We start from the raw sequence: 23,615 nt of genomic DNA on the forward strand, positions 1-23,615 counted from the left end.
TAAATCGGTTTTTAATGCCGTACTGGAGGGAACAATGAGTCGTTCACAGAATTTACGTCATAACGTCATAAACCAGGTGATTGAAGATATGGCGCGGGGAAATATTCCATCCCCACTCCCTTCACAAAGTGGACTGGCAGAAATGTATAACATTAGCCGCACCACGGTACGCCACATACTCCAGCATTTAAGCGCATGCGGCGTGCTCACCCAGGTGGGAAAGGATTATGTTGTCGCCCGCAAACCCGAACAGAACGATGGTTTCGATTGCATCACAGTCTCGCTGACAGAGCAAAACTACATTTTCGAGCAGGCATTTTTCACCATGATTAACCAGCGTCAGCTACGCGCCGGAGAGAGTTTTTCCGAGCTGCAACTGGCGCGGACGGCAGGCGTCAGCCCGGTCGTGGTTCGAGAATACCTTTTAAAATTTGGCCGCTATGGTCTGATTCAGAGCGAAAAACGCGGGCAGTGGAGCATGAAGCAGTTCGATCAGTCTTATGCCGAACAACTGTTTGAACTGCGGGAGATGCTGGAAACACACGCGTTACAGCACTTTCTGAATTTGCCAGATGATGATTCACGCTGGCTACAGGCAAAAACACTGCTCGAACGCCACCGGACACTGCGTGACAGCATTGGCAGTAATTTTCGTATGTTTTCGCAGTTAGACCGCGATTTTCATGCCATGCTGCTATCTGCGGCTGACAACATCTTTTTTAATCAAACACTTGAAATTATATCGGTGATTTTTCACTGTCATTATCAGTGGGATGAAAGCGATCTGAAACAACGTAATATTATTGCCATTGATGAGCATATGACGATTCTTAGCGCGCTAATTTGCCGCAGTGATTTAGATGCCGTACTCGCGCTGCGTAATCATCTCGATACCGCCAGGCAATCGATGATTCGCTCAGTCAAACAACATCATCGTTAAATTAAGTACAGATTAAAAACTACTATTCCGAGTTTATATCACGGCATAAAAATCAAGCCAATAATAAACGATGCTGAGTTAACAACACTCAGCCATCATTTATTGATTAAACAACAATAAAATTATTGGCTGTCCATAATTAATGCTTCCAGTACATCTAATTCACTGACAATTTTAGCCAGTGTTTCATCACACACTTCTTGCCTTGCTCGCATTTGATAAATAGCTGCACGTTTGGCATTCAGCGCCGCCAGATTAAATGTTTTTTCCAGTTTTGTCCGTTGCATATGCAACGAATTATCGTTTGCCGACATATCATCATCATTACGCCGCATATAATCGATAATTCTGGCCCCGGTTTCCATAATTAATTCATTATCGAGGTTTTCCGTGCTGGCACCAAGCAAACGTTGCTGAGTTTTTTGCACGCTCAGGATAGCCATTTTAGACATAAACAAATCGGCGGCGATCTCTTCTTTCTGCCGGTTATCGCTAAACAGGCTAACATTTTTCCCCAATAACAGCGGCAGAATGATAATGCCGCACAGCAACGAAAAGAGGATCACCCCGGTAGCGAGAAACACCAGCAAATAGCGCCCAGGGAACGGTTCACCATCGGGCAGTAATAACGGTATAGAAAGCACCCCCGCAAGAGTTATAGCCCCACGAACGCCAGCAAAAGTCGCTAACAACAAGTGGCGTGTTTTGTATCCGGCAAACAGCATTGGATGATTACTTTTCCGCCTGCGGCTGTACAGACGCATCAACCATAGCCAACCAAAGCGCATAACCATCAATGCAAGGTAGATCCACACAATATCCAGCACCAGCGACCAGGTTTGCACTAATGGATCGTGTTGTGCGCGGGTCAGTGATTCCGAAATGATGGCCGGAAGCTGCAAGCCCAGAATCAAAAATACCATGCCGTTGAAGACATATTCCAGCATTGACCAGGAGCTTTTCGCCTTAATTCTCAGTCGTATAGGCGCATGATGCACGACGCCAATACGGCTGGTCGTTAGCCCTGCGGCAACAGCGGCGAGGATGCCGGATAAACCAAAATGCTCCGCCACCAGATAAACAATAAACGGCAGCAGCAACATCAACACGATCTGGATTGAAGGCTCATCGTGAGCGTAACGGCTGATCAACAACAGTCCTTTACCATATAACCAGGTAACGGCGATCCCAACGGCAATACCGCCCACTGCCACGACAAAAAAGGCGATAGTCGCACCATACACGCTAAATTCCATCGTCCCCATAGTCACTGCGACAGCAAACTTCAACGCCACCAAACCGGAGGCATCATTCATTAATGCTTCGCCTTCAAGCACTTCCTGAATGCTTTTGTTGATTCGTCCTTTACCGACGATCCCCAACAATGCGACAGCATCCGTTGGCGACAATACCGCAGCCAATGCAAACGCCGCAATAAGCGGAACATTCGGTAACAGTAAATGAATAACGTAGCCGACGGCAAAAATAGTGATTAAGACCAGGATCAGCGCCAGACCTACGATTTCCCGACTGTGTTTGATCAACTCTTTAGGTTGTATTTTTGAACTTTCAGCAAACAACAACGGTGGAATAAACAATAACAGGAAAAGTTCAGGATTAAATTCCACATGTAAACCAAAAATGGGCTGAGCCAGTAATGCACCGGCAGCAATCTGGATTAAAGGAAGTGGAATCTGGATGGGAGACAGACGTGTCAGCACACTGGTTAATGAAACAACCAGAGTAAGAATTAAAATCGTTAAAAGTATTTCCATATAATTACTCCGCATCCTCATGCATAAATAATGGATATAACTAACCTAACTTCATAAGAATAACATCCAATCTATTACTTACAATTAATCGTTAATCGCAACATTTACTCACGAGAGTATATTAAGAAATGCAACTTATTATTTTTCTTTTGTTTATTCATAGTGTGAATGGTTATGATCTACCCTCCTCATGCATACGCAACAGAAAAACTTTTTTACTCAAACATTTCAACCAGATATGAATAACCTCTCATTTTTAATACCCGGCGATAACATAACTGACAAAAATGAATCAATTCAGCATTTAACAAATTTAAAGGATATCGCTATACACCGTCAACCGAAAATTTATTCTGTTTATATTATCAATTTAAATAATTATCAGTAGATTATAAAATAAAAACAATCACTCCTTATGTGAAATAGCCTGTCGCCGCCTTATAAAATCGCAACAAATACGCTAACTACACGCATACTAAAAAAATGCTTATCTATCTGAAAACAGACCATTACTCATCAGACATTGCATAACTTAAGGATATACAATAAAAATCATATTAAAAACCGATTAAAAGCAGCAAAGTCATACCAGGAGCACGAATTCACGAAACATTTGCAGCAGTCAGTCTATTCGCTGATTATTTTCGCACAGACGACAACTTTTTCATGATGTTTCTCTCCAGATAGTAATGTTGGAGTTATTTATTCTATAACATGGAGTACGTGGAAGATGAGTAAAATAATAGCAATGCTAATTACTGTCAGCACCCTTTTTCTGCCGACAATAATTCAGGCAAAACCGATTTCGATAAAAGTTGCCTATGAAAATAACCCCGGCGAACCACTGGATGTTGTCATGCGCCACTGGGCGGATCTGTTGAATAAAAAAAGTGGTGGTGAAATAACACTGGCGCTTTACCCCAGTTCCCAATTGGGATCAAAACAGGATGTGACTGAACAAGCCATGATGGGGATGAATGTTATTACCCTGAGTGATGTCGCATTCCTCGCTGATTATGAACCAGATTTGGGCATTCTGTTTGGCCCCTATTTAACCGACGATCCGCAAAAACTGTTCAAAATATATGAAAGTGACTGGTTCAAGCAGAAAAATGAAAGCCTGAAGAAAAAAGGTATTCATGTGGTTATGAATAATTATCTTTATGGCACCCGGCAGATCATTTCTAAAAAACCTATCCGCACAGTTGAAGACCTCGCGGGATTAAAAATCCGTGTGCCTAATAATGTCATGCAGATAAAAGCTATTCAGGCGATGGGAGCAACCCCAACGCCAATGCCATTAGGTGAAGTTTATCCTGCGTTAACCCAGGGCGTTATTGACGGAGTGGAAAACCCGATTTCTGTTCTGCAAGGACAAAAACTCTATGAGCAGGCGAAATACCTGACGATGGTGAATTACCTTACCAACACCTCCGTCTGGATTGGTGGCGAAGCTTTCTTTAGCACCCTCTCCCCGGAACAACTGGAAATGATTCACCAGACTGGTTATGAAGCTGGGCTCTATAGCCAGAAGCTCACTCTTGAGCGCGATGCTGAAATGCTGAAAGCCATGCAAGCTGAAGGTGTAGAGGTTATCTATCCTGATACCGAACCATTCCGTAAGAAAGCCCGCGAAGTTTACTCACAGTTCCCGGAGTGGACACCTGGCCTCTATGAAACCATTCAACAACAACTGAAATAAGTATCGATGCTAATCGTCCTGCTTTTTTCACAAAAGCAGGACAAGCCCTTACAGGAGGTTTCATGCGTTTTTTCGGCAAACTGGCAGAGTTTAGCGCTGCCTTTGCGCTGTTTGTTCTGGTTGTGATGACAATTGGAGCAGTATTTATGCGCTATTTCATCGGCCAACCGATTCAGTGGACAGAAGAGATGTCCGGGATGCTGATGATTTGGGTGGTGATGCTAGGTGGTATCGTGGCAGAGCGCGACCGGGCACATCTGACCATCCCTTTTGTAATGGATATGCTGCCAGCCACCATCAGACGAGTGATTGCTGTTCTGGTCGCCCTTCTCTCCCTCTGCGTGTTGCTTTATATGGCCTGGCTGGGCTACCGGCTGGCGGAAATGGCGCAGTTTAAAGTGACACAAATACTGAAAGTTTCCTGGTTCTGGATCGATCTGGCGGTCCCCGTCGGCGCGCTGGCAACTGCTCTCTATACCCTTTACTGGTTAATCACCGATATAAAGCAACCCCATAGCGGAGACGAAAAACAATGAGTTGGTTATTGATTATCCCGCTAATGATCGTCTGTTTATTTCTTAACATTCGGGTCTATCTGGCGATGTTTATTGGCATCATCGCTTACTTTTTATTCTTCTCCAGCGTGCCGATCGAAATTGCCGTCCAGAGGCTAATCGCCCCGACGCAAAGTCCTTCACTACTGGCTATTCCGTTTTTTATTTTGCTGGGTACGCTAATGAGCTACACCGGCATTGCAGAACGCATTTTACAAATTGCCAACGTCCTGGTGGGGAAAATGCGCGGTGGTCTGGGCGTAGCGAATATTCTCGTCAGCACCATGATGGGCGGTGTCAGTGCCTCTAACCTTGCAGATGCAGCAATGTTATCGCGCATGATGGTGCCGGAAATGGAACGCAAAGGTTACAACCGTGCCTTTGCCGCCGCCATTACCGCTGGCGGTTCGTTAGTCACGCCAATCATACCGCCGGGAATTGCCCTGATTATTTACGGTCTGGTTGCGGATGTCTCTATCGGCAAAATGTTTATCGCCGGACTGGTGCCTGGTTTGCTGTGTGCGGTCGTGCTGATGTTTACCGTCTACCTCGTCGCCCGCAGAACAAACGCCAAACCCTCGCGTGAAAGCTGGCCAACGGGCAAAGAAGTGGTGTTCTCTCTCGGTCAGGCGTGGCCAGCGCTGTTTCTGATTTTTGCCGTAGTCGGCGGCATTCGGGCGAATATCTTCACCCCGACGGAAGCAGGTGCCGCAGCGGTATTAATCGTTCTGGCGATTGGCTTTTTCATCTACCGTGAAATGAAAGTTTCCCACGTAGTTAAAGCTCTCGGTGAAACCGCACGCGCCACGGCGTCGGTGATGCTGGTGATTATGGCCAGCGCCGCCCTGGGTTGGATTTTCTCAATGGAACATGCTGGCGTCGCGGTGGCGAATTTCGTCACCTCGCTGACTGAAAACAAATATATGTTCCTTTTGATTATCAACGTATTGCTTTTGACGTTGGGGATGTTTCTGGAAGGAAACGCCATTCTGTTGATCCTGGTGCCGCTACTGAAACCGGTGGTCGAACACTTTGGTATCGATCCGGTACATTTCGGTATCATCATGATCTTCAACCTGTCGATTGGCGCGTTCACGCCGCCGGTGGGCACCGTGATGCTGCTGGTGTGTAATATCACGCAAGTTTCTGTAGGTAATTTCTTTAAGCAATCTCTGCCACTGCTGGTAGCCCTGCTGCTGATGCTGTTGCTGGTCACATATATCCCGGCAATTTCGCTGTTCCTGGTATAACGATAAAAACGCCGGATGAAGCACTCATCCGGCGTCATTGTGTTAAAACGTCTCCCAGTTATCCCCGCTATCGGCAACGGCAATTTTGCGCGGCGCAACCGGTGCCACACTGTTTACTACCAACACTTCGCGCTGACGCTTTTGCTCTTGCTGAATACGAAATACAGCCACAGCTTCAGTCAGGCGGCTGGCCTGCTCTTCCAGCGCGGCGGCAGCGGCGGCAGACTCTTCCACCAGCGCAGCGTTCTGTTGCGTTACCCGATCCATCTCGACAACCGCTAAACCAACCTGATCGATACCACGACTCTGCTCATCAGAAGCGGAGGCAATTTCACCCATAATATCGGTCACGCGGGTCACGGCGCTGACAATCTCCGCCATCGTTTCCCCGGCACTTTCGACCAGCGTAGAGCCAACATCCACTTTGCCAACCGAGTCTTCAATCAGAGTCTTAATTTCACGCGCCGCCTGAGCGCTACGCTGAGCCAGATTACGCACTTCTCCCGCAACTACCGCAAAACCGCGACCTTGTTCACCCGCGCGTGCCGCTTCGACCGCCGCATTCAAGGCCAGAATATTAGTCTGGAAAGCAATGCCGTCGATAACACTGATAATGTCGGCAATTTTCTGCGAACTGGTAGAAATATCACGCATGGTCTGTACCACGCTATCCACCACATTTCCGCCGCGTTGTGCTGTTTCAGAAGCACTTAATGCCAGATGGCTGGCCTGCCGCGCGTTCTCGGCATTTTGTTTCACTGTCGCGGTCAGTTGCTCCATGCTGGCTGCCGTCTCTTCCAGCGAAGCAGCCTGTTGCTCGGTGCGCGAAGAGAGGTCATTGTTGCCGGTGGCGATTTCGCTGGCCCCGCTATAGATAGCATTCGCGCCGTTACGCACATCGCCTACGGTACGTACCAGCTCACTTTGCATATGACGCAAACTCTCTGCCAGTTGACCCACTTCATTGGAACCGTCCACCTCAATCGATTTCACCAGATCACCGCCAGCAATATGGCGAATGCTGTCGATCAGGCGATTCATCGGTGCCACCAGCGACGTTTTAATACCAAACCAGACGGCGAAAATCACCGCCAGTACGACGATCAGCACGCACGCCAGCACCCACATTGCCTGGTTATAGGAAGCATTATTATCGGTGACGGCGATGTCATAGAGACGATCGTTTTGCTGCATATACGCCATATACTGCTTTTCGAACCCGTCCTGATATCCCTGTGTAGGTTGGTCAAAAAACGCATTGATTTTGCCCGCACTTAACAACTGGATCAGCTCCGCCAGTGCATTGTGATAGATATCGTAATTGCGTTTGATCTCAGTAGCAGCCGCTGTGCTCTGACGCGAGTTACGCGGTAGTGCCTCGTAATCTGCCCAGTTTTTTTCCGCTTGTTTCAGTGAAAGAGTGGCACTCTGCATCAGCTCGGCAACAGTTGAACCACTGCCAATATTGTTCTGATCCATCATGTAGCGGATACCCGCGCGGTTGAGGGTGTTACGCGTCTGCAACAACTCAACCCAACTGCTATTCAGCGTAGATTGCTGCTGGCGAATGGTTTGTAAAACGGAGAAGTATTCTTTGTCCTTCTTTAAGGTATTAAAGAACAGACCGCCTGATGTTAGTTGTAAAAGGCCGAAAATGGCCAAAACCAGTAGTACACTGGTCACGATCCTGATACGTTTTAGCATGGTTTCTCTTTTCCTGTTGACCGATAGCAGGATTTTCGGCCTGGAATGAGAAAACTTTATAGGTAGCGGCTTTAAACTGGCTAAATTTACCTCACTTTTTTTATTTTTGTTCAAAAATACAATAGCCACGCATTGGTACATTTTCTTTTCTTATTTTTTTTACACTAATTGTATCTATTTTGAACATGAGAATATTTGCCAATAGTTTAATATTATTGGCCAAAACAATATTACCGGTTGGGAAGTGTGGTTTTATATTGTTATTTAATATATATAGAATAAATATAATTTTTATATGAGTAACACAACCGGGAGATAAAATTCGCCCTGGGTGTGATCATCATCACATAAATAACCTTCGTAAACCTCGCCCAATACCGCTCAACTGCAAAACTGACCGCTTACATCCCTAATATAACCGCTCAGTTATTTACCTTACTTTACGCGCGCGTAACTCTGGCAACATCACTGCAGGATAGCGGTCAATTTACCTCCTCAAACGCAACGCAAACCTAGAACGGTTTCGGCCAACTATTAATCAATACATGCCAGGTTTTACTATGGATACTAAAAAGATATTCAAGCACATACCCTGGGTGATTCTCGGAATCATCGGTGCATTCTGCCTCGCGGTAGTTGCATTACGTCGGGGGGAGCACGTCAGTGCCCTGTGGATCGTGGTCGCCTCTGTGTCGGTGTATCTGGTGGCGTATCGCTACTACAGCCTGTACATCGCCCAGAAGGTGATGAAACTCGACCCCACGCGCGCGACGCCTGCGGTTATTAACAACGACGGTCTGAACTATGTTCCGACCAACCGTTACGTGTTGTTTGGTCACCACTTCGCCGCTATCGCCGGTGCTGGTCCGCTGGTGGGGCCGGTTCTCGCCGCGCAAATGGGCTACCTGCCGGGCACGCTGTGGCTGCTGGCAGGCGTGGTGCTGGCCGGTGCGGTTCAGGACTTTATGGTGCTGTTTATCTCTTCTCGCCGTAACGGCGCATCTCTCGGTGAGATGATCAAAGAAGAGATGGGGCCAGTACCTGGGACTATCGCGCTGTTTGGCTGTTTCTTAATCATGATCATCATCCTGGCGGTACTGGCGCTGATCGTGGTTAAAGCCCTGGCCGAAAGTCCGTGGGGTGTCTTCACCGTTTGCTCAACCGTACCGATTGCGCTGTTTATGGGTATCTACATGCGCTTTATTCGTCCGGGGCGTGTAGGTGAAGTCTCTGTCATTGGTATTGTGCTGCTGGTTGCCTCTATCTACTTTGGCGGCGTGATTGCTCACGACCCTTACTGGGGTCCGGCACTGACCTTTAAAGACACCACCATTACCTTCGCGCTGATTGGCTATGCGTTTGTTTCCGCGCTGCTGCCGGTGTGGTTGATCCTCGCACCGCGCGACTATCTGGCAACCTTCCTGAAAATCGGCGTTATCGTCGGCCTGGCGCTGGGTATCGTGGTGCTGAACCCGGAACTGAAAATGCCTGCGATGACCCAGTACATTGATGGTACTGGCCCGCTGTGGAAAGGCGCTCTGTTCCCGTTCCTGTTCATCACCATCGCCTGTGGTGCGGTATCTGGCTTCCACGCGCTGATCTCTTCCGGTACGACGCCGAAACTGCTGGCTAACGAAACCGACGCGCGTTTCATTGGCTACGGCGCAATGCTGATGGAGTCCTTCGTGGCGATTATGGCGCTGGTTGCTGCGTCCATCATCGAACCGGGTCTTTACTTCGCAATGAACACCCCGCCAGCGGGTCTCGGCATCACCATGCCTAACCTGCATGAAATGGGTGGCGAGAACGCGCCTGTCATCATGGCACAACTGAAAGACGTTACCGCACACGCGGCGGCAACTGTCAGTTCCTGGGGCTTCGTGATTTCGCCGGAACAGATCCTGCAAACTGCGAAAGACATTGGTGAACCTTCTGTCCTGAACCGTGCGGGTGGCGCGCCGACGCTGGCGGTAGGTATCGCTCACGTGTTCCACAAAGTGCTGCCGATGGCTGACATGGGCTTCTGGTATCACTTCGGTATTCTGTTCGAAGCACTGTTCATCCTGACCGCGCTGGATGCCGGTACGCGTTCTGGCCGCTTTATGCTGCAAGACCTGCTGGGCAACTTCATCCCGTTCCTGAAAAAAACCGACTCTCTGGTTGCCGGTATCATCGGTACTGCGGGCTGTGTGGGTCTGTGGGGCTACCTGCTGTATCAGGGTGTGGTCGATCCGCTGGGCGGCGTTAAGAGCCTGTGGCCGCTGTTCGGTATCTCTAACCAGATGCTGGCAGCCGTGGCGCTGGTACTGAGCACTGTGGTGCTGATTAAGATGAAGCGCACTAAATACATCTGGGTTACCGTTATCCCGGCAGTATGGCTGCTTATCTGCACTACCGGGCGCTGGGTCTGAAGCTATTCAGCAACAACCCGCAGATGGAAGGCTTCTTCTACATGGCAAACCAGTACAAAGAGAAGATTGCTAACGGTACTGACCTGACGGCACAGCAGATTGCCAACATGAACCACATCGTTGTGAACAACTACACCAACGCAGGCCTGAGTATTCTGTTCCTGATTGTGGTGTACAGCATCATCTTCTACGGTTTCAAAACCTGGCTGAAGGTGCGTAACAGTGACAAACGTACTGACAAAGAAACGCCGTACGTTCCAATCCCGGAAGGCGGCGTGAAGATCTCTTCGCATCACTAACCGGTTGCCGGATGCGCTGCGCGTATCCGGCCTACAAAGTGTCTATCGTAGGCCGGATAAGGCGTTTTACGCCGCATCCGGCAAATCCCCGGCCCGGCTCTTCCGGGCTTTACGCATATCTGGAAGGCAAAATGTTTGGTAACTTAGGACAGGCAAAAAAATATCTCGGCCAGGCGGCGAAGATGTTGATTGGCATTCCAGACTACGACAACTACGTCGAGCATATGAAGACCAACCATCCCGACAAGCCGTACATGAGCTATGAAGAATTCTTCCGCGAACGCCAGAACGCGCGCTACGGCGGCGATGGTAAAGGCGGTATGCGCTGTTGTTAATGGAGAGAGCATGAACCCGATTGCAGTCACCCTACTCACCGGTTTTTTAGGCGCGGGCAAAACCACCCTGCTACGCCATATTCTTAACGAACAGCACGGCTATAAGATTGCCGTAATTGAAAACGAATTTGGCGAAGTCTCCGTCGATGATCAACTGATTGGCGACCGCGCCACGCAGATCAAAACGCTGACCAACGGCTGCATCTGCTGTTCCCGCTCCAACGAACTGGAAGATGCGCTGCTCGACCTACTGGATAATCTCGACAAGGGCAATATTCAGTTCGATCGTCTGGTGATTGAATGCACCGGCATGGCCGATCCCGGCCCGATTATTCAGACCTTTTTCTCCCATGAGATTTTATGCCAGCGTTACCTGCTGGACGGCGTGATTGCGCTGGTAGATGCGGTACATGCCGATGAGCAGATGAACCAGTTCACTATCGCCCAGTCACAGGTTGGCTACGCCGACCGTATTCTGCTGACCAAAACCGACGTCGCTGGCGAAGCAGAAAAACTGCGTGAACGCCTGGCGCGCATCAACGCCCGTGCACCGGTCTACACCGTCACTCACGGCGACATCGACCTGGGTCTGCTGTTCAACACCAACGGTTTTATGCTGGAAGAAAACGTTGTCAGCACCAAACCGCGTTTCCACTTTATCGCGGATAAACAAAACGATATTTCGTCGATTGTGGTGGAACTGGATTACCCGGTAGATATCAGCGAAGTTTCCCGGGTGATGGAAAACCTGCTGCTGGAATCGGCAGATAAACTGCTGCGTTACAAAGGGATGCTGTGGATTGACGGCGAACCTAACCGCCTGCTGTTCCAGGGCGTCCAGCGCCTCTACAGCGCCGACTGGGACCGCCCGTGGGGCGATGAAAAACCGCATAGCACGATGGTGTTTATTGGGATCCAGTTGCCGGAGGAAGAGATAAGGGCAGCGTTTGCGGGGTTGAGGAAGTAAGTTGGGATGATGGCCGCCACTTGGCGGCCTGAATTATTTTTTGTTCTGATCGCGCAGCATCGCTTCACGTAAAATTGCATTCAGGCGGGTTTGATAGCCTTTACCTGGCCGCTTCAGCCATTCCATCACATCAGCATCAATACGCACCGAAGCCTGGGTTTTCAATGGCCGATAAAACTTACCCCGTTCGGCGTTTGACCATTGCTCATCGCTGGAAGGAGGGATATCACTGTAATCAATATCCTCGTCGGATTTATTCGCCAGAGCCTTCAGTTCGGCCTCATGCTGCACATCGAGTGTAGAGGGTGTCCCTCGTTTATGTTTAACCATGCTCATAGCGACTCCTCTCTTTACGATCTGCTTTTCGTGCACTAATGATTCGAATAATTTCATTTCCGCTTTCGAAACGGATGATATGCGCAACCAGAATAACTACGATGCCGTGTACCAGGCCGATAGTCTGCCAGCGATACTCACCGTTTCCTACGCGATCTTGCTGTGACAAATGTTGTGGATCATCAAACTAACACCGCATCTTCAAAGCGGATGCCATGTTTCACCCGATTACTTTTGACCTTGTTTGCATCCCATTCAAACTCCATTGGCATAATTGCCATCCCTAATTGTATATACAAAAATGTATCTACAATTGTTCTGTAATTATAGCGTTGATGTTGGAAATAGCATCACGTTTTGGATAATCAACCATGAAATTGACAATGTGTGAGTTGGACTTGATTCATCCAATAGAATTTCTCGCCTGACGTGGCACACTAAGCACCTCGCTGTCGTTAAGGGATTACCGTGAAAAACTACAAAGTTATTACTCCGCTTTTTCCTACCTATGCGCAAGTTAAGGCTATGATGAAAGCCGTATCAGGCTATTCTCTGAAAGCGGTGCGCAATATGATTACCGCCATTCACGAGCAAACTGGTACGCCGCAAAAACCCGTTGACTGGTCGGAACCTGACCTGTGGATCAGCGAACGCTTAACGGGCGAAGATGCCGACATCGCCCGTCGTATTTGGGATACCGATAATCACATATTGAACCCGCGACACAGCTACGGCTGCTACTTATTCCTCAACTATCCCCAGTTTGAGCTGATGGAAAGCACACCAGATGATACCTGGCAGCCCACCTCGCGCGGGCAAAAATTCCTGCAAGATGACGAAAAAACGCTGCGTTCACTGGACGACCAGGAAGGAATTCTGCAACTGCTTGAGCTGCTGGCTGGCCGGGAAATGTCGCGCCGCGCCGATTTACTACCGGAATGGCAGGCCTTTTTGCATCAGCATTCGAAATTCGCTTCCGCAAGTTCAGTGAAAAGCACGCTCTACTCCCGTCTCTATAACCTTATCGACCGTGACATGGTTAACCGTGAAGGCATGAGCTATCGCATCACCGATACCGGGCGCGCCTGGCTTGGAAAAGCGTTACCTGCACGAAAAAGCGATCCGCGTAAAGAGCTGCTGGAAGCCGTGAAGCGCTACAACGAGCAGCAAAAAGAGCTGCTGCGCGAACAAATCAGTACGATGAACCCGTACAAGTTTGAGCAACTGGTCGGTCAATTACTGGAAGCAATGGGCTACGAGCAGGTCGAAGTGACCAAAGCCTCAGGCGATAAAGGCGTGGACGTGATTGGTCAGGTGCAGGTCGGCATCACCACTATTACCGAAGTGGTGCAGGTCAAAAGAATGCAGAACACTATCACTCGCCCGTATATCGACCAGTTGCGCGGGGCATTGCCTTACCACAAAGCCATTCGCGGTACGCTCATCACCACCGGAAAATTTGCAGCGAAATGCGCAGAAGCAGCGCTCTTTCCGGGTGCCGCGCCCATTACGCTTATCGACGGCGATCGCTTACTGGAACTGTTAATCGAAAATAATGTCGGCATTCGCCGCAGCAATGCAGTTGAATTGCTGGATGTGGATTTGCAGTTGTTTGATGAGCTGGAGATGGATTAAAGGGCGAAATCTGCCGCCTCTACCATTACAATAGCGACCCAATTTATCTGAACAGAGTTCATCATGGCCAAAGCACCAACTAAAAAAGCCAAAGCAAAGAAAGGCTTTGAAGAAACATTATGGGATACCGCAAACCAGCTTCGCGGTAGCGTTGAGTCCTCCGAATACAAGCACGTGGTGTTGAGCCTCGTGTTCCTGAAATTCATCAGCGATAAGTTTGAAGCACGCCGCAAAAAAATGATTGCCGATGGGCAAGCAGACTTCCTTGAGATGGAAGTGTTCTACCAGCAGGACAACATTTTCTACCTGCCGGAAGAAGCGCGCTGGTCGTTTATCAAACAAAATGCCAAACAGGACGATATTGCGGTCCGTATTGACACCGCCCTCTCGACCATAGAGAAACGTAACCCAACGCTGAAAGGCGCGCTGCCAGACAACTACTTCAGCCGTCAGAATCTGGAAACCAAAAAACTGGCGTCACTGATTGATACCATCGACAACATCGAAACGCTGGCACACGAAACTGACGTTGAAACGTTATCGAAAGAAGACCTGGTCGGACGCGTTTACGAATACTTCCTCGGTAAGTTTGCCGCAACCGAAGGCAAAGGCGGTGGTGAGTTCTACACGCCCAAATGTGTGGTTACGCTGTTAACTGAAATGCTCGAACCCTTCCAGGGCAAAATTTATGATCCGTGCTGCGGCTCGGCGGGGATGTTTGTGCAGTCGGTGAAGTTTGTTGAGAGCCATCAGGGTAAAAGTCGTGATATCGCGCTGTATGGTCAGGAACTGACAGCCACGACGTATAAACTGGCAAAAATGAACCTCGCCATTCGCGGTCTTTCAGCTAACCTCGGCGAACGACCGGCAGACACCTTCTTTAGCGACCAGCACCCGGACCTGAAAGCCGACTACATTCTGGCGAATCCGCCCTTCAACCTGAAAGACTGGCGTAATGAAGCCGAATTAACCAAAGACCCACGTTTTGCTGGGTATCGTATGCCGCCAACCGGTAACGCCAACTACGGCTGGATTTTGCATATGCTCTCCAAGCTGTCGGCTAACGGCACAGCAGGTTTTGTGCTGGCAAACGGTTCGATGAGTTCTAACACCAGCGGTGAAGGCGAGATCCGTGCGCAGATGATCGAAAATGATCTGATCGACTGCATGATCGCTCTGCCAGGTCAGTTGTTTTACACCACGCAGATCCCGGTGTGTTTATGGTTTATGACCAAATCGAAGGCTGCCGATCCGGCCAAAGGTTATCGTGATCGTCAGGGCGAGACGCTGTTTATTGATGCGCGTAACCTCGGCACTATGATTAGTCGCACAACTAAAGAGTTAACGACGGAAGATATTGCCACAATCGCCGATACCTACCATGCCTGGCGCAGTACGCCAGAAGAACTGGCTGCACGGATTGCGCGTGGTGACAGCAAGCTGGAAAAATATGAAGACCAGGCAGGCTTCTGCAAAGTTGCGACCCTGCAAGATATTAAAGATAACGACTACGTTCTGACACCGGGCCGCTATGTGGGTGCAGCCGAGCAGGAAGAAGACGGCGTGGCATTTGAGACCAAAATGCGTGAATTGTCGAAGACGTTGTTTGAGCAGATGAAGCAGGCGGAAGAACTGGATCGTGCGATTCGCCAGAATCTGGAGGCGCTGGGTTATGGGGAGTAATTATATAGAAATGCGCCTTGAAGATTGTATGGACGCTATTATTGATTACAGGGGTAAAACCCCAAAAAAAGTTGATAACGGCATCCCCTTAATCACGGCAAAAATAATTAAAAATGGCAGAATTCAAGAAGTAAATGAATTTATTTCTATTAATGATTATGATGACTGGATGGTTCGTGGGTTACCTTTGGAAGGTGATGTAGTGCTAACTACAGAGGCTCCACTTGGTGAAGTCGCACAATTAGATTCACGTAAGGTAGCTTTGGCTCAACGAGTTATTACTCTAAGGGGTAAAAAAGGAATTCTAGAAAATGATTACCTTTTATATCTATTGCAATCTTCTTTTGTCCAAAACCAGCTTGACGGAAGAGCCTCCGGAAGCACTGTTACAGGTATTAAACAGTCTGAACTTCGAGAAATAATACTAAGACTACCTCCAGTCTCTTTACAAAAATCAATTTCTCATCAATTAAAGTGTCTTGATAAAAAAATTGATTTAAATAATAAAATTAATAAAATCCTGGAACAAATGTCCCAAACCCTCTTTAAATCCTGGTTTGTGGATTTTGATCCGGTGATTGATAACGCCCTGGATGCAGGAAATCCAATCCCGGAGGCTCTGCAATCTCGTGCCGAGTTGCGTCAAAAAGTACGTAATAGTGCAGATTTTAAACCGCTTCCGGCGGAAATCCGCTCGCTTTTCCCAAGTGAATTTGAAGAAACGGAGTTGGGTTGGATGCCAAAGGGATGGCAAATTAAATCATTAGATCATATTGCTAATTTCCAGAATGGTTTGGCTTTACAAAAATTTAGGCCGAAGAATATGGAGGATGATTATTTACCTGTATTAAAAATAGCAGATCTCCGAGCAGGACAAATAACTAATGACGAACGAGCAAGAACTGATATTTCTGATAGTTGTAAGGTGTATGACGGCGATATGATTTTCTCATGGTCGGGGACTTTGATGATCGATATTTGGACTGGTGGGAATGCTGCATTAAATCAGCATTTATATAAGGTCACATCAAAAAAATACCCACAATCTTTTTATTTTATGTGGACAAAACAGCATCTTTCAAGATTTCAACATATTGCAGAGGCAAAAGCGGTAACAATGGGGCACATCAAAAAAGGAGATTTAAGTAACTCTTTCTGTCTAATTCCTACTTCATCGTTGATTACTAAATATGATAATATCGTTGGAGGATATTTAGCGAAGATTAAAAATCAAAGATTGTTAAATAACCAAATGACCGCCCTACGCGACACCCTGCTCCCGAAACTCATCTCCGGTGAGCTATCCCTGGACGATCTTCCGGATCTCACCACCGATACAGAAGCCGCATAACGCATTTTGCCCCTGTAAAATCAGGGGCTTTCTGGTAAGGTTTTCTACTGATACGGGAATGCTTACCAGAAATTAGCCAGGGTTGGAGCGCGATATGAGTCTCTCTTTCAGTGAAGCAAAATTAGAACAAGCGATCATTGAACTGTTACAGGATCAGGGATATCAACACCTGATCGGCGATAATGTCCCACGTTCGAGTCTCGATCAGGTCATTATCGAAGACGATCTCCGTCATTATTTAGCGGCACGCTACCAGCCTGATGGCATTACTGAAGAAGAGATTCAGCGACTGATCAAACAGTTCACCACGCTTCCTGCTTCCGATCTTTATGAAAGCAACAAAACATTTTGTCGCTGGCTGGCAAATGGTTTTCTGTTCAAACGCGACGATCGGCAACAAAAAGATCTCTATATTGAATTGCTCGACACCCGGCATCTACCTGCCGCACTGCGCCAGATATTTGACGCCGAAGATGTCCCGTTGCAACAGGCGGCGGAACTCCCGCCTTCCTATATTAATCCGCCGCTTAACCGGATTAAGATTGTTAACCAGCTTAAAATCTCCGGCAAAGATAATCAGACTCGTATTCCTGACGGTATTCTCTATATCAACGGTCTGCCACTGGTCGTCTTTGAATTTAAAAGTGCGGTGCGCGAGCAGGATGCCAGTATTGGCGATGCCTGGAAGCAGCTCTGTAAACGCTATCGCCGGGATATTCCGCAACTGTTTATCTACAACGCGCTCTGCATTATTAGCGATGGCGTAAATAACCGGATGGGCAATCTGTTTGCGCCCTATGAATACTTTTACTCATGGCGCAAAGTCACCGGTAATGAAAACCGTGAACAGGACGGAATTCCGTCATTGCACTCAATGATTCAGGGGCTGTTTCACCCGGTACGTCTGTTGGATGTGATTAAAAACTTTATCTGCTTCCCGGATAAAGCCAAGCATGAAGTTAAAATTTGCTGCCGTTATCCGCAGTACTATGCCGCCCGCAAACTCTATTACAGCATCAAGCAAGCGCGTAAACCTTTCGGTAACGGTAAAGGCGGCACCTACTTTGGTGCAACGGGCTGTGGCAAAAGTTACACCATGCAATTTTTAACGCGTCTTTTGATGAAGAGCGTGGAGTTTGCCAGTCCAACCATTGTTTTGATCACCGACCGCACCGATCTGGACGATCAGCTTTCTGCGCAAATGTGCAACGCCAAAAATTACATTGGCGACGACACCATCGTTCCCGTTACCAGCCGTGAAGATCTGCGTAATCAGCTAGCGGGACGCAATAGTGGCGGTGTCTTCCTGACAACGATCCATAAATTCACCGAAGACACCGAACTTCTTTCTGAACGCAGCAATATCATTTGCATCTCGGACGAAGCACATCGCAGCCAGGTTAACCTCGACCAGAAAGTCATCGTCGATAAAGAAAGCGGAAAAGTGCGCAAAACTTATGGCTTTGCGAAATACCTGCACGATTCACTGCCAAACGCCACCTATGTTGGCTTTACCGGTACACCGATTGACGCGACGCTCGATGTCTTCGGTGAGGTGATCGACAGTTACACCATGACCGAATCCGTTCAGGATGAAATCACTGTACGCATCGTGTACGAAGGCCGTGCGGCGAAAGTGATCCTGGACTCCAGCAAACTGGAAGAAGTCGAAAAGTATTACGAAGAGTGCGCAAACGCAGGCACCAATGAGTGGCAAATCGACGAAAGCAAAAAAGCCACCGCAACCATGAATGCGGTTCTGGGTGATGAAGATCGGTTAAAAGCCCTCGCGGAAGATTTTGCTAAACATTATGAAAAACGCGTAGCCGAAGGTTCCACCGTAAAAGGCAAAGCCATGTTTGTTTGTGCCAGCCGTGAAATTGCCTGGGATTTCTACCGCCAGCTTAAAGCTATTCGCCCCGCCTGGTTTGAGGTGAAGCAAGCACCCGATGGCGTCGTCCTGACGAAACAGGAGCAGAAAGAGTTACCGCCTTCTGAAATGGTGAAGATGGTCATGACGCGCGGTAAAGATGACGACGAGGCGCTTTATGATTTACTGGGCACAAAAGAATATCGTAAAGAGCTGGATAAGCAGTTCAAAAACGCTAAATCGAATTTCAAAATTGCCATTGTCGTTGATATGTGGCTGACCGGTTTCGACGTTCCGGAACTGGACACCATCTATATTGATAAGCCCTTACAAAAACATAATCTTATCCAGACCATTTCTCGCGTTAACCGTAAACTGGAAGGCAAAAGTAAAGGGTTAGTGGTGGACTACATCGGAATTAAGAGTCAGATGAACCAGGCACTGGCAATGTATTCCCGCATTGATGCCACCAACTTTGAAGATATTCAGCAATCGGTTATAGAAGTTAAAAACCATCTCGATTTGTTGGGGCAAGTCTTTTACGAATTTGACAGCCGGGATTATTTTAGTGGTGAACCACAAGCGCAATTATCCTGCCTCAACCGCGCAGCGGAATTTGTTCTGCGCACCCAGAAAGTTGAACGTCGTTTTATGGGACTGGTTAAACGCATGAAAGCCGCCTACGACGTCTGCTGTGGCAGCGAAGCACTATCACAGACAGAACGTGACTATATTCACTATTATCTTGCTGTTCGTTCAATTGTTTTCAAGCTGACGAAAGGTGACGCACCGGATGTCACCCAGATGAATGCACGCGTTCGTGAAATGATTGCAGAAGCGTTAAAAGCTGATGGCGTAGAAGAAATTTATTTTCTTGGCGACAAAAAAGCGGAGTCTATCGATATTTTTGACGAAGATTATCTGGCACGAATTAACAAGATCAAACTTCCGGCAACGAAGATCCAGTTATTGCAAAAATTACTGGAGAAAGCGATCAGCGACTTCAAAAAAGTGAACCAGTTGCAAGGGATTAACTTCACCCGCCGCTTCCAGGCGATTATAGATCGTTATAATGAGCGACGAGAAGATGATGTACTCAACGGTGAAGAATTTGATACATTCAGCCAGGAAATGACCGATATTATCTATGATATTAAAACCGAAATGGGCACCTGGGCCGATTTAGGTATTGATATTGAAGAAAAAGCGTTTTACGACATTCTTGCCCATATGCGCGATAAATATCAGTTCACCTATGACGATGAAAAAATGCTGTCGCTGGCAAAAGAGATGAAAAGCGTGGTTGACAACACATCGAAATATCCTGACTGGAGTAAACGCGATGATATTAAAGCGAAACTAAAAGTTGAACTTATTCTGCTTCTACACAAGCATAAATTCCCGCCAGTAGCGAATGATGATGTTTATATGGGTGTGCTGGCACAGGCAGAGAATTTTAAAGAACATCATATGAGTGCTTTAAATTAATTATGAAGGCCGGATACACTTTGTTATCCGGCCATTCTGAATTAACGTTAGATTGAGCAAGGGCTGTATCGTCACGGGGAGAAATTACCGTCGGTGCGCAGCTTAAGTCAGGAGCACGGCGTCAGCATCAGTACCGTGCAGCAGGCGTATCAGACGCTGGAGACGATGAAGCTCATCACTCCGCAGCCACGTTCGGGCTATTTTGTTGCGCAACATAAAACCCAGCCACCAGCAGCTTTAATGTACCGTCCACGCAAATGGCGGCAGCAACGTTTGTGCTGGAAGGTCACTATCATCGCCATATCCGGCGGATGCGGCAAAACTATCAGCGCAATATGGCGCTTTATACCTGCTGGATATGGGAATATTTTCCCTGCGAAATCTGTATTACACGCCCGAAAGGCGGATTTTTACTGTGGATAGAACTGCCTGAACAGGTCGATATGGTCTGCGTCGCGCGGCAACTGTGCCGCATGAAAATCCAGGTAGCGGCAGGCTCGATTTTCTCAGTTTCCGGCAAATACCGTAATTGTCTGCGCATCAACTGCGCTTTACCGCTCAGCGAAACTTATCGCGAAGCGCTGAAGCACATTGGCGAGGCCGTGTATCGGGCAATGGAATAAATACGAAATAGTAGCGAAGCGCTGGAATTTCCTCTCACGAATCGCCTGTAACTCGTTTTATCTCTGCCGGGTCATCGCCACGTTCCAACCTGACTTAGGCAAAGTGCACTTTGTTCATGCCGGATGCGACGTGAACGCCTTATTCAGCCTACAAATATCGTAAATTCAATAGATTGCAGATAAAATGTAGGTCTGATAAGCGTAGCGCATCAGGCAGTTTTTCGTATGCCATCAGTCTCTGATTAGTACTCGATCCATGGATCGCGCTTGCTTTCAGGCAAGGGCTGCTCTAATGCCTGCATTTGATCTGCCGAAAGTCCGGTGATTTTTTGTATCCATTCAGGATCTGCCCCATTCTGCAACAACAATCGGAGGAGGCGCTGTTCCCCTTCTTCTTTCCCTTTCTCCCTCCCCAACAGCCATCCATCATGATGAATTCGCTCTGCAATCGTCATTATTCGCTCCCTTTGTTGTGGCATTCGACGGGTAAGTTCGCTGATAAACTTCTTAAAACGCGCTTCATCGCCAGTCAGTAAAATGTAATTTAACAGCGCAGTTATCTGGCTGTCATTAGCACACTCTGTAACCAGTAATACTACCAGTTGATCGATAAGCCCCATCAGATCGCGCTGGCGAATATGCTTTTGGATCAACTCCAACAGGGCGACTCTGCGATGCTGCACAATCTCGTCGTCCGGCACCACGGTGACATCCACCAGCGGGAACGCGGCGGAATAAAGTTTCCGTGCGGTAGCCGGGTCGGCAAATTCATCCAGCCAGCACAAAGACCAGGGATAAGGACTACGGCTACCGTGATAAAACAGCATAGGGATGACCAGCGGTAGCGGTTGGCGTTTATCATGCTCTATATGGCGCTGCATCACCGCCATGGAATATCGCATCAGACGAAAGGCCATATGAATATCCTCGCGGCTCTGATGTTCAATCACCACATAGATATAGCCATCACCTTCGCGGGTCTTTACCGACCACAGAATATCAGAGTGTAGCGCCCGCAATTTTTCATCGACAAAGCGGGCTGATTCCAGTTTTAAGGTGTCGAGATCGCACAGTTCACGTAAATCTTTGGGTAAGTGGATCTCCATAAAATCCCGCGCGGTGTCAGGGTGGGAGAGAAAGGATTTAAATAATGCGTCATGCGGCGTGCTGGTCGTGGAGTTTGTCATGGCGAGCCATCACCTATAAAAGAGATGGCCTGACTTTAGCGATTAATAAACCGACTCTCACCCGGTAATTTCCCATTCCCCGAGGCGCTTTCCAGCGCTATTTTGGTTCTCCTGCAAGCGATACATTTTTCTGGAAGGCATCTCGATTTTTGCGTGAATCTACCGCCAGGCTCTATCCTTACGATATGAATAAAATCATTGAACTCCGACGCGCCAAAATGCTGGCGCTCTCTTTGCTGCTCGTCGCCGCTGCGACCTTTGTTGTTACGCTTTTTCTACCCGCCAATTTTTGGGTGAGTGGTGTTAAGGCTATCGCAGAGGCAGCAATGGTCGGCGCGCTGGCAGACTGGTTTGCGGTGGTGGCGTTGTTTCGCCGCGTGCCGATTCCGATTATTTCTCGCCATACGGCGATTATTCCGCGAAATAAAGACCGGATTGGCGAAAACCTCGGCCAGTTCGTGCAGGAAAAATTTCTTGATACCCAATCGCTGGTCGCGCTGATTCGTCGTCATGAACCGGCATTATTGATTGGCAACTGGTTTAGCCAGCCGGAAAACGCCCGCCGTGTCGGTCAGCATCTGTTGCAGATCATGAGTGGTTTTCTCGAACTGACCGATGATGCACGTATTCAGCGTCTGCTTAAGCGCGCGGTGCATCGGGCGATTGATAAAGTGGATCTTTCCGGCACCAGTGCATTGATGCTGGAGAGTATGACCAAAAACGATCGTCATCAGGTGCTGCTCGATACGCTGATCGCACAGTTGATTGCCCTGCTCCAGCGTGATAAATCGCGCAAGTTTATCGCCCAGCAGATTGTCCGCTGGCTGGAGAGTGAACACCCGCTAAAAGCCAAAATTTTGCCTACCGAATGGCTGGGTGAACATAGCGCAGAGTTGGTTTCTGACGCCGTGAATTCTTTGCTTGATGATATCAGCCGCGATCGCGCTCATCAGATCCGCCATGCGTTTGATCGCGCCACCTTTGCGTTGATCGATAAGCTAAAAAACGATCCCGAAATGGCGGCGCGCGCCGACAATATCAAAGCGTATCTGAAAGAAGATGAAGCCTTTAACCGCTATCTCAGTGAATTGTGGGGGGATTTACGGCAGTGGCTGAAAGCGGATATCAACAGCGAAGACTCTCGCGTGAAGGAGCGTATCGCGCGGGCAGGTCAGTGGTTTGGCGAGACGTTAATTGCCGATGACGCCTTGCGGGCGTCGTTAAATGGTCATCTCGAACAGGCCGCGCACCGCGTCGCGCCTGAGTTTTCGGCATTCCTGACGCGACACATTACTGACACGGTAAAAAGCTGGGACGCGCGCGATATGTCACGGCAAATCGAGTTAAATATCGGCAAAGATCTCCAGTTTATCCGCGTTAACGGCACGCTGGTTGGGGGTTGTATCGGGTTGATACTGTATCTTTTATCGCAAATCCCGACCTTGTTATCCATCGGCAATTTTTAGAGATCAATGAAAATACGCTAAGAGGCTAACCGCGAGAGA

At 48.2% G+C, this 23,615-nt stretch carries 15 protein-coding genes and 4 pseudogenes; 14 read left to right on the forward strand and 5 right to left on the reverse strand.

Features of this window, described 5'->3' with window-relative positions:
• Nucleotides 1-34: 34 nt before the first annotated feature.
• Nucleotides 35-940, forward strand: a complete 906-nt coding sequence (locus tag ESM_RS0111640) for a GntR family transcriptional regulator (RefSeq protein WP_000091590.1) — start codon at nt 35-37, stop codon at nt 938-940.
• A 122-nt stretch (nt 941-1,062) separates the two neighbouring features.
• Here ESM_RS0111640 and ESM_RS0111645 read toward each other — a convergent pair whose 3' ends face one another.
• Nucleotides 1,063-2,715: a Na+/H+ antiporter gene (locus ESM_RS0111645; RefSeq protein WP_000404375.1), complete on the reverse strand. Its 1,653-nt coding sequence runs from the start codon at nt 2,713-2,715 to the stop codon at nt 1,063-1,065.
• Nucleotides 2,716-3,445: 730 nt separating this feature from the next.
• Between ESM_RS0111645 and ESM_RS0111650 the strand changes: the two genes are divergently transcribed.
• The 3 genes from ESM_RS0111650 (at nt 3,446) to ESM_RS0111660 (ending at nt 6,221) form a co-directional block, all read left to right on the forward strand.
• Nucleotides 3,446-4,417, forward strand: a complete 972-nt coding sequence (locus tag ESM_RS0111650) for a C4-dicarboxylate TRAP transporter substrate-binding protein (protein WP_001468480.1) — start codon at nt 3,446-3,448, stop codon at nt 4,415-4,417.
• A 62-nt stretch (nt 4,418-4,479) separates the two neighbouring features.
• A complete protein-coding gene (locus tag ESM_RS0111655; protein WP_001210260.1) occupies nt 4,480-4,953 on the forward strand; it encodes a TRAP transporter small permease in 474 nt (157 codons plus the stop codon).
• Entirely contained in the window at nt 4,950-6,221 is a 1,272-nt protein-coding gene (locus ESM_RS0111660) for a TRAP transporter large permease (RefSeq protein WP_000118645.1), read from the forward strand. The genes ESM_RS0111655 and ESM_RS0111660 overlap by 4 nt, the downstream gene beginning before the upstream one ends.
• A 42-nt stretch (nt 6,222-6,263) precedes the next feature.
• Here the strand turns inward: ESM_RS0111660 and tsr are convergent, their stop codons facing one another.
• Complete coding sequence (gene tsr, locus ESM_RS0111665) at nt 6,264-7,925, reverse strand: methyl-accepting chemotaxis protein (protein WP_000919638.1); 1,662 nt, start codon at nt 7,923-7,925, stop codon at nt 6,264-6,266.
• 560 nt (nt 7,926-8,485) lie between these two features.
• Here tsr and btsT point away from each other — a divergent pair.
• The 3 genes and pseudogenes from btsT (at nt 8,486) to yjiA (ending at nt 11,937) form a co-directional block, all read left to right on the forward strand.
• A pseudogene (gene btsT, locus ESM_RS01000000124720) lies at nt 8,486-10,635 on the forward strand (pyruvate/proton symporter BtsT).
• Nucleotides 10,636-10,766: 131 nt separating this feature from the next.
• A complete protein-coding gene (locus tag ESM_RS0111675; protein WP_000467859.1) occupies nt 10,767-10,970 on the forward strand; it encodes a YbdD/YjiX family protein in 204 nt (67 codons plus the stop codon).
• Nucleotides 10,971-10,980: 10 nt separating this feature from the next.
• A complete protein-coding gene (gene yjiA / locus ESM_RS0111680; RefSeq protein ID WP_001297640.1) occupies nt 10,981-11,937 on the forward strand; it encodes a GTPase in 957 nt (318 codons plus the stop codon).
• A gap of 33 nt (nt 11,938-11,970) precedes the next feature.
• Here the strand turns inward: yjiA and ESM_RS0111685 are convergent, their stop codons facing one another.
• Nucleotides 11,971-12,273, reverse strand: a complete 303-nt coding sequence (locus ESM_RS0111685; protein ID WP_000063150.1) for a BrnA antitoxin family protein — start codon at nt 12,271-12,273, stop codon at nt 11,971-11,973.
• Nucleotides 12,260-12,545, reverse strand: a pseudogene (locus tag ESM_RS01000000124725) (BrnT family toxin). The gene ESM_RS0111685 and the pseudogene ESM_RS01000000124725 overlap by 14 nt, the downstream one beginning before the upstream one ends.
• Before the next feature lie 196 nt (nt 12,546-12,741).
• Here ESM_RS01000000124725 and ESM_RS0111695 point away from each other — a divergent pair.
• The 6 genes and pseudogenes from ESM_RS0111695 to ESM_RS1000000129100 form a co-directional block, all read left to right on the forward strand.
• The gene (locus ESM_RS0111695) at nt 12,742-13,908 is read left to right on the forward strand and encodes a restriction endonuclease (protein WP_000800829.1); all 1,167 of its coding nucleotides are present in this window, start codon (nt 12,742-12,744) and stop codon (nt 13,906-13,908) included.
• Between the two features lie 63 nt (nt 13,909-13,971).
• Nucleotides 13,972-15,591: a type I restriction-modification system subunit M gene (locus tag ESM_RS0111700; protein ID WP_001029742.1), complete on the forward strand. Its 1,620-nt coding sequence runs from the start codon at nt 13,972-13,974 to the stop codon at nt 15,589-15,591.
• Nucleotides 15,581-16,942, forward strand: a complete 1,362-nt coding sequence (locus ESM_RS0111705; protein ID WP_000535394.1) for a restriction endonuclease subunit S — start codon at nt 15,581-15,583, stop codon at nt 16,940-16,942. Before ESM_RS0111700 ends, ESM_RS0111705 begins: the two co-directional genes overlap by 11 nt.
• 94 nt (nt 16,943-17,036) lie before the next feature.
• On the forward strand, nt 17,037-20,300 hold the full coding sequence (locus ESM_RS0111710; protein WP_000058877.1) for a type I restriction endonuclease subunit R: 3,264 nt from the start codon (nt 17,037-17,039) through the stop codon (nt 20,298-20,300).
• Between the two features lie 93 nt (nt 20,301-20,393).
• Nucleotides 20,394-20,447: pseudogene (locus ESM_RS1000000129650) on the forward strand (GntR family transcriptional regulator); the annotation flags it as partial.
• Nucleotides 20,448-20,524: 77 nt separating this feature from the next.
• Nucleotides 20,525-20,923, forward strand: a pseudogene (locus ESM_RS1000000129100) (aminotransferase class I/II-fold pyridoxal phosphate-dependent enzyme); the annotation flags it as partial.
• Between the two features lie 242 nt (nt 20,924-21,165).
• Here ESM_RS1000000129100 and ESM_RS0111720 read toward each other — a convergent pair.
• A complete protein-coding gene (locus ESM_RS0111720) occupies nt 21,166-22,110 on the reverse strand; it encodes an Rpn family recombination-promoting nuclease/putative transposase (protein ID WP_000185358.1) in 945 nt (314 codons plus the stop codon).
• A gap of 185 nt (nt 22,111-22,295) precedes the next feature.
• On the opposite strand from ESM_RS0111720, the gene ESM_RS0111725 reads away from it, so the two are divergent.
• A complete protein-coding gene (locus ESM_RS0111725) occupies nt 22,296-23,576 on the forward strand; it encodes a DUF445 domain-containing protein (protein WP_010378299.1) in 1,281 nt (426 codons plus the stop codon).
• The last annotated feature ends 39 nt before the right edge of the window (nt 23,577-23,615 follow it).

The organism is Escherichia sp. TW09308, assembly GCF_000208565.1.
GTDB lineage: Bacteria > Pseudomonadota > Gammaproteobacteria > Enterobacterales > Enterobacteriaceae > Escherichia > Escherichia marmotae.

Coding starts and splice junctions, on each gene's coding strand:
- ESM_RS0111640 (WP_000091590.1), top strand. CDS start 35: ATGAGTCGTTCACAGAATTTACGTCATAACGTCATAAACCAGGTGATT.
- ESM_RS0111645 (WP_000404375.1), bottom strand. CDS start 2,715: ATGGAAATACTTTTAACGATTTTAATTCTTACTCTGGTTGTTTCATTA.
- ESM_RS0111650 (WP_001468480.1), top strand. CDS start 3,446: ATGAGTAAAATAATAGCAATGCTAATTACTGTCAGCACCCTTTTTCTG.
- ESM_RS0111655 (WP_001210260.1), top strand. CDS start 4,480: ATGCGTTTTTTCGGCAAACTGGCAGAGTTTAGCGCTGCCTTTGCGCTG.
- ESM_RS0111660 (WP_000118645.1), top strand. CDS start 4,950: ATGAGTTGGTTATTGATTATCCCGCTAATGATCGTCTGTTTATTTCTT.
- tsr (WP_000919638.1), bottom strand. CDS start 7,925: ATGCTAAAACGTATCAGGATCGTGACCAGTGTACTACTGGTTTTGGCC.
- ESM_RS0111675 (WP_000467859.1), top strand. CDS start 10,767: ATGTTTGGTAACTTAGGACAGGCAAAAAAATATCTCGGCCAGGCGGCG.
- yjiA (WP_001297640.1), top strand. CDS start 10,981: ATGAACCCGATTGCAGTCACCCTACTCACCGGTTTTTTAGGCGCGGGC.
- ESM_RS0111685 (WP_000063150.1), bottom strand. CDS start 12,273: ATGAGCATGGTTAAACATAAACGAGGGACACCCTCTACACTCGATGTG.
- ESM_RS0111700 (WP_001029742.1), top strand. CDS start 13,972: ATGGCCAAAGCACCAACTAAAAAAGCCAAAGCAAAGAAAGGCTTTGAA.
- ESM_RS0111705 (WP_000535394.1), top strand. CDS start 15,581: ATGGGGAGTAATTATATAGAAATGCGCCTTGAAGATTGTATGGACGCT.
- ESM_RS0111710 (WP_000058877.1), top strand. CDS start 17,037: ATGAGTCTCTCTTTCAGTGAAGCAAAATTAGAACAAGCGATCATTGAA.
- ESM_RS0111720 (WP_000185358.1), bottom strand. CDS start 22,110: ATGACAAACTCCACGACCAGCACGCCGCATGACGCATTATTTAAATCC.
- ESM_RS0111725 (WP_010378299.1), top strand. CDS start 22,296: ATGAATAAAATCATTGAACTCCGACGCGCCAAAATGCTGGCGCTCTCT.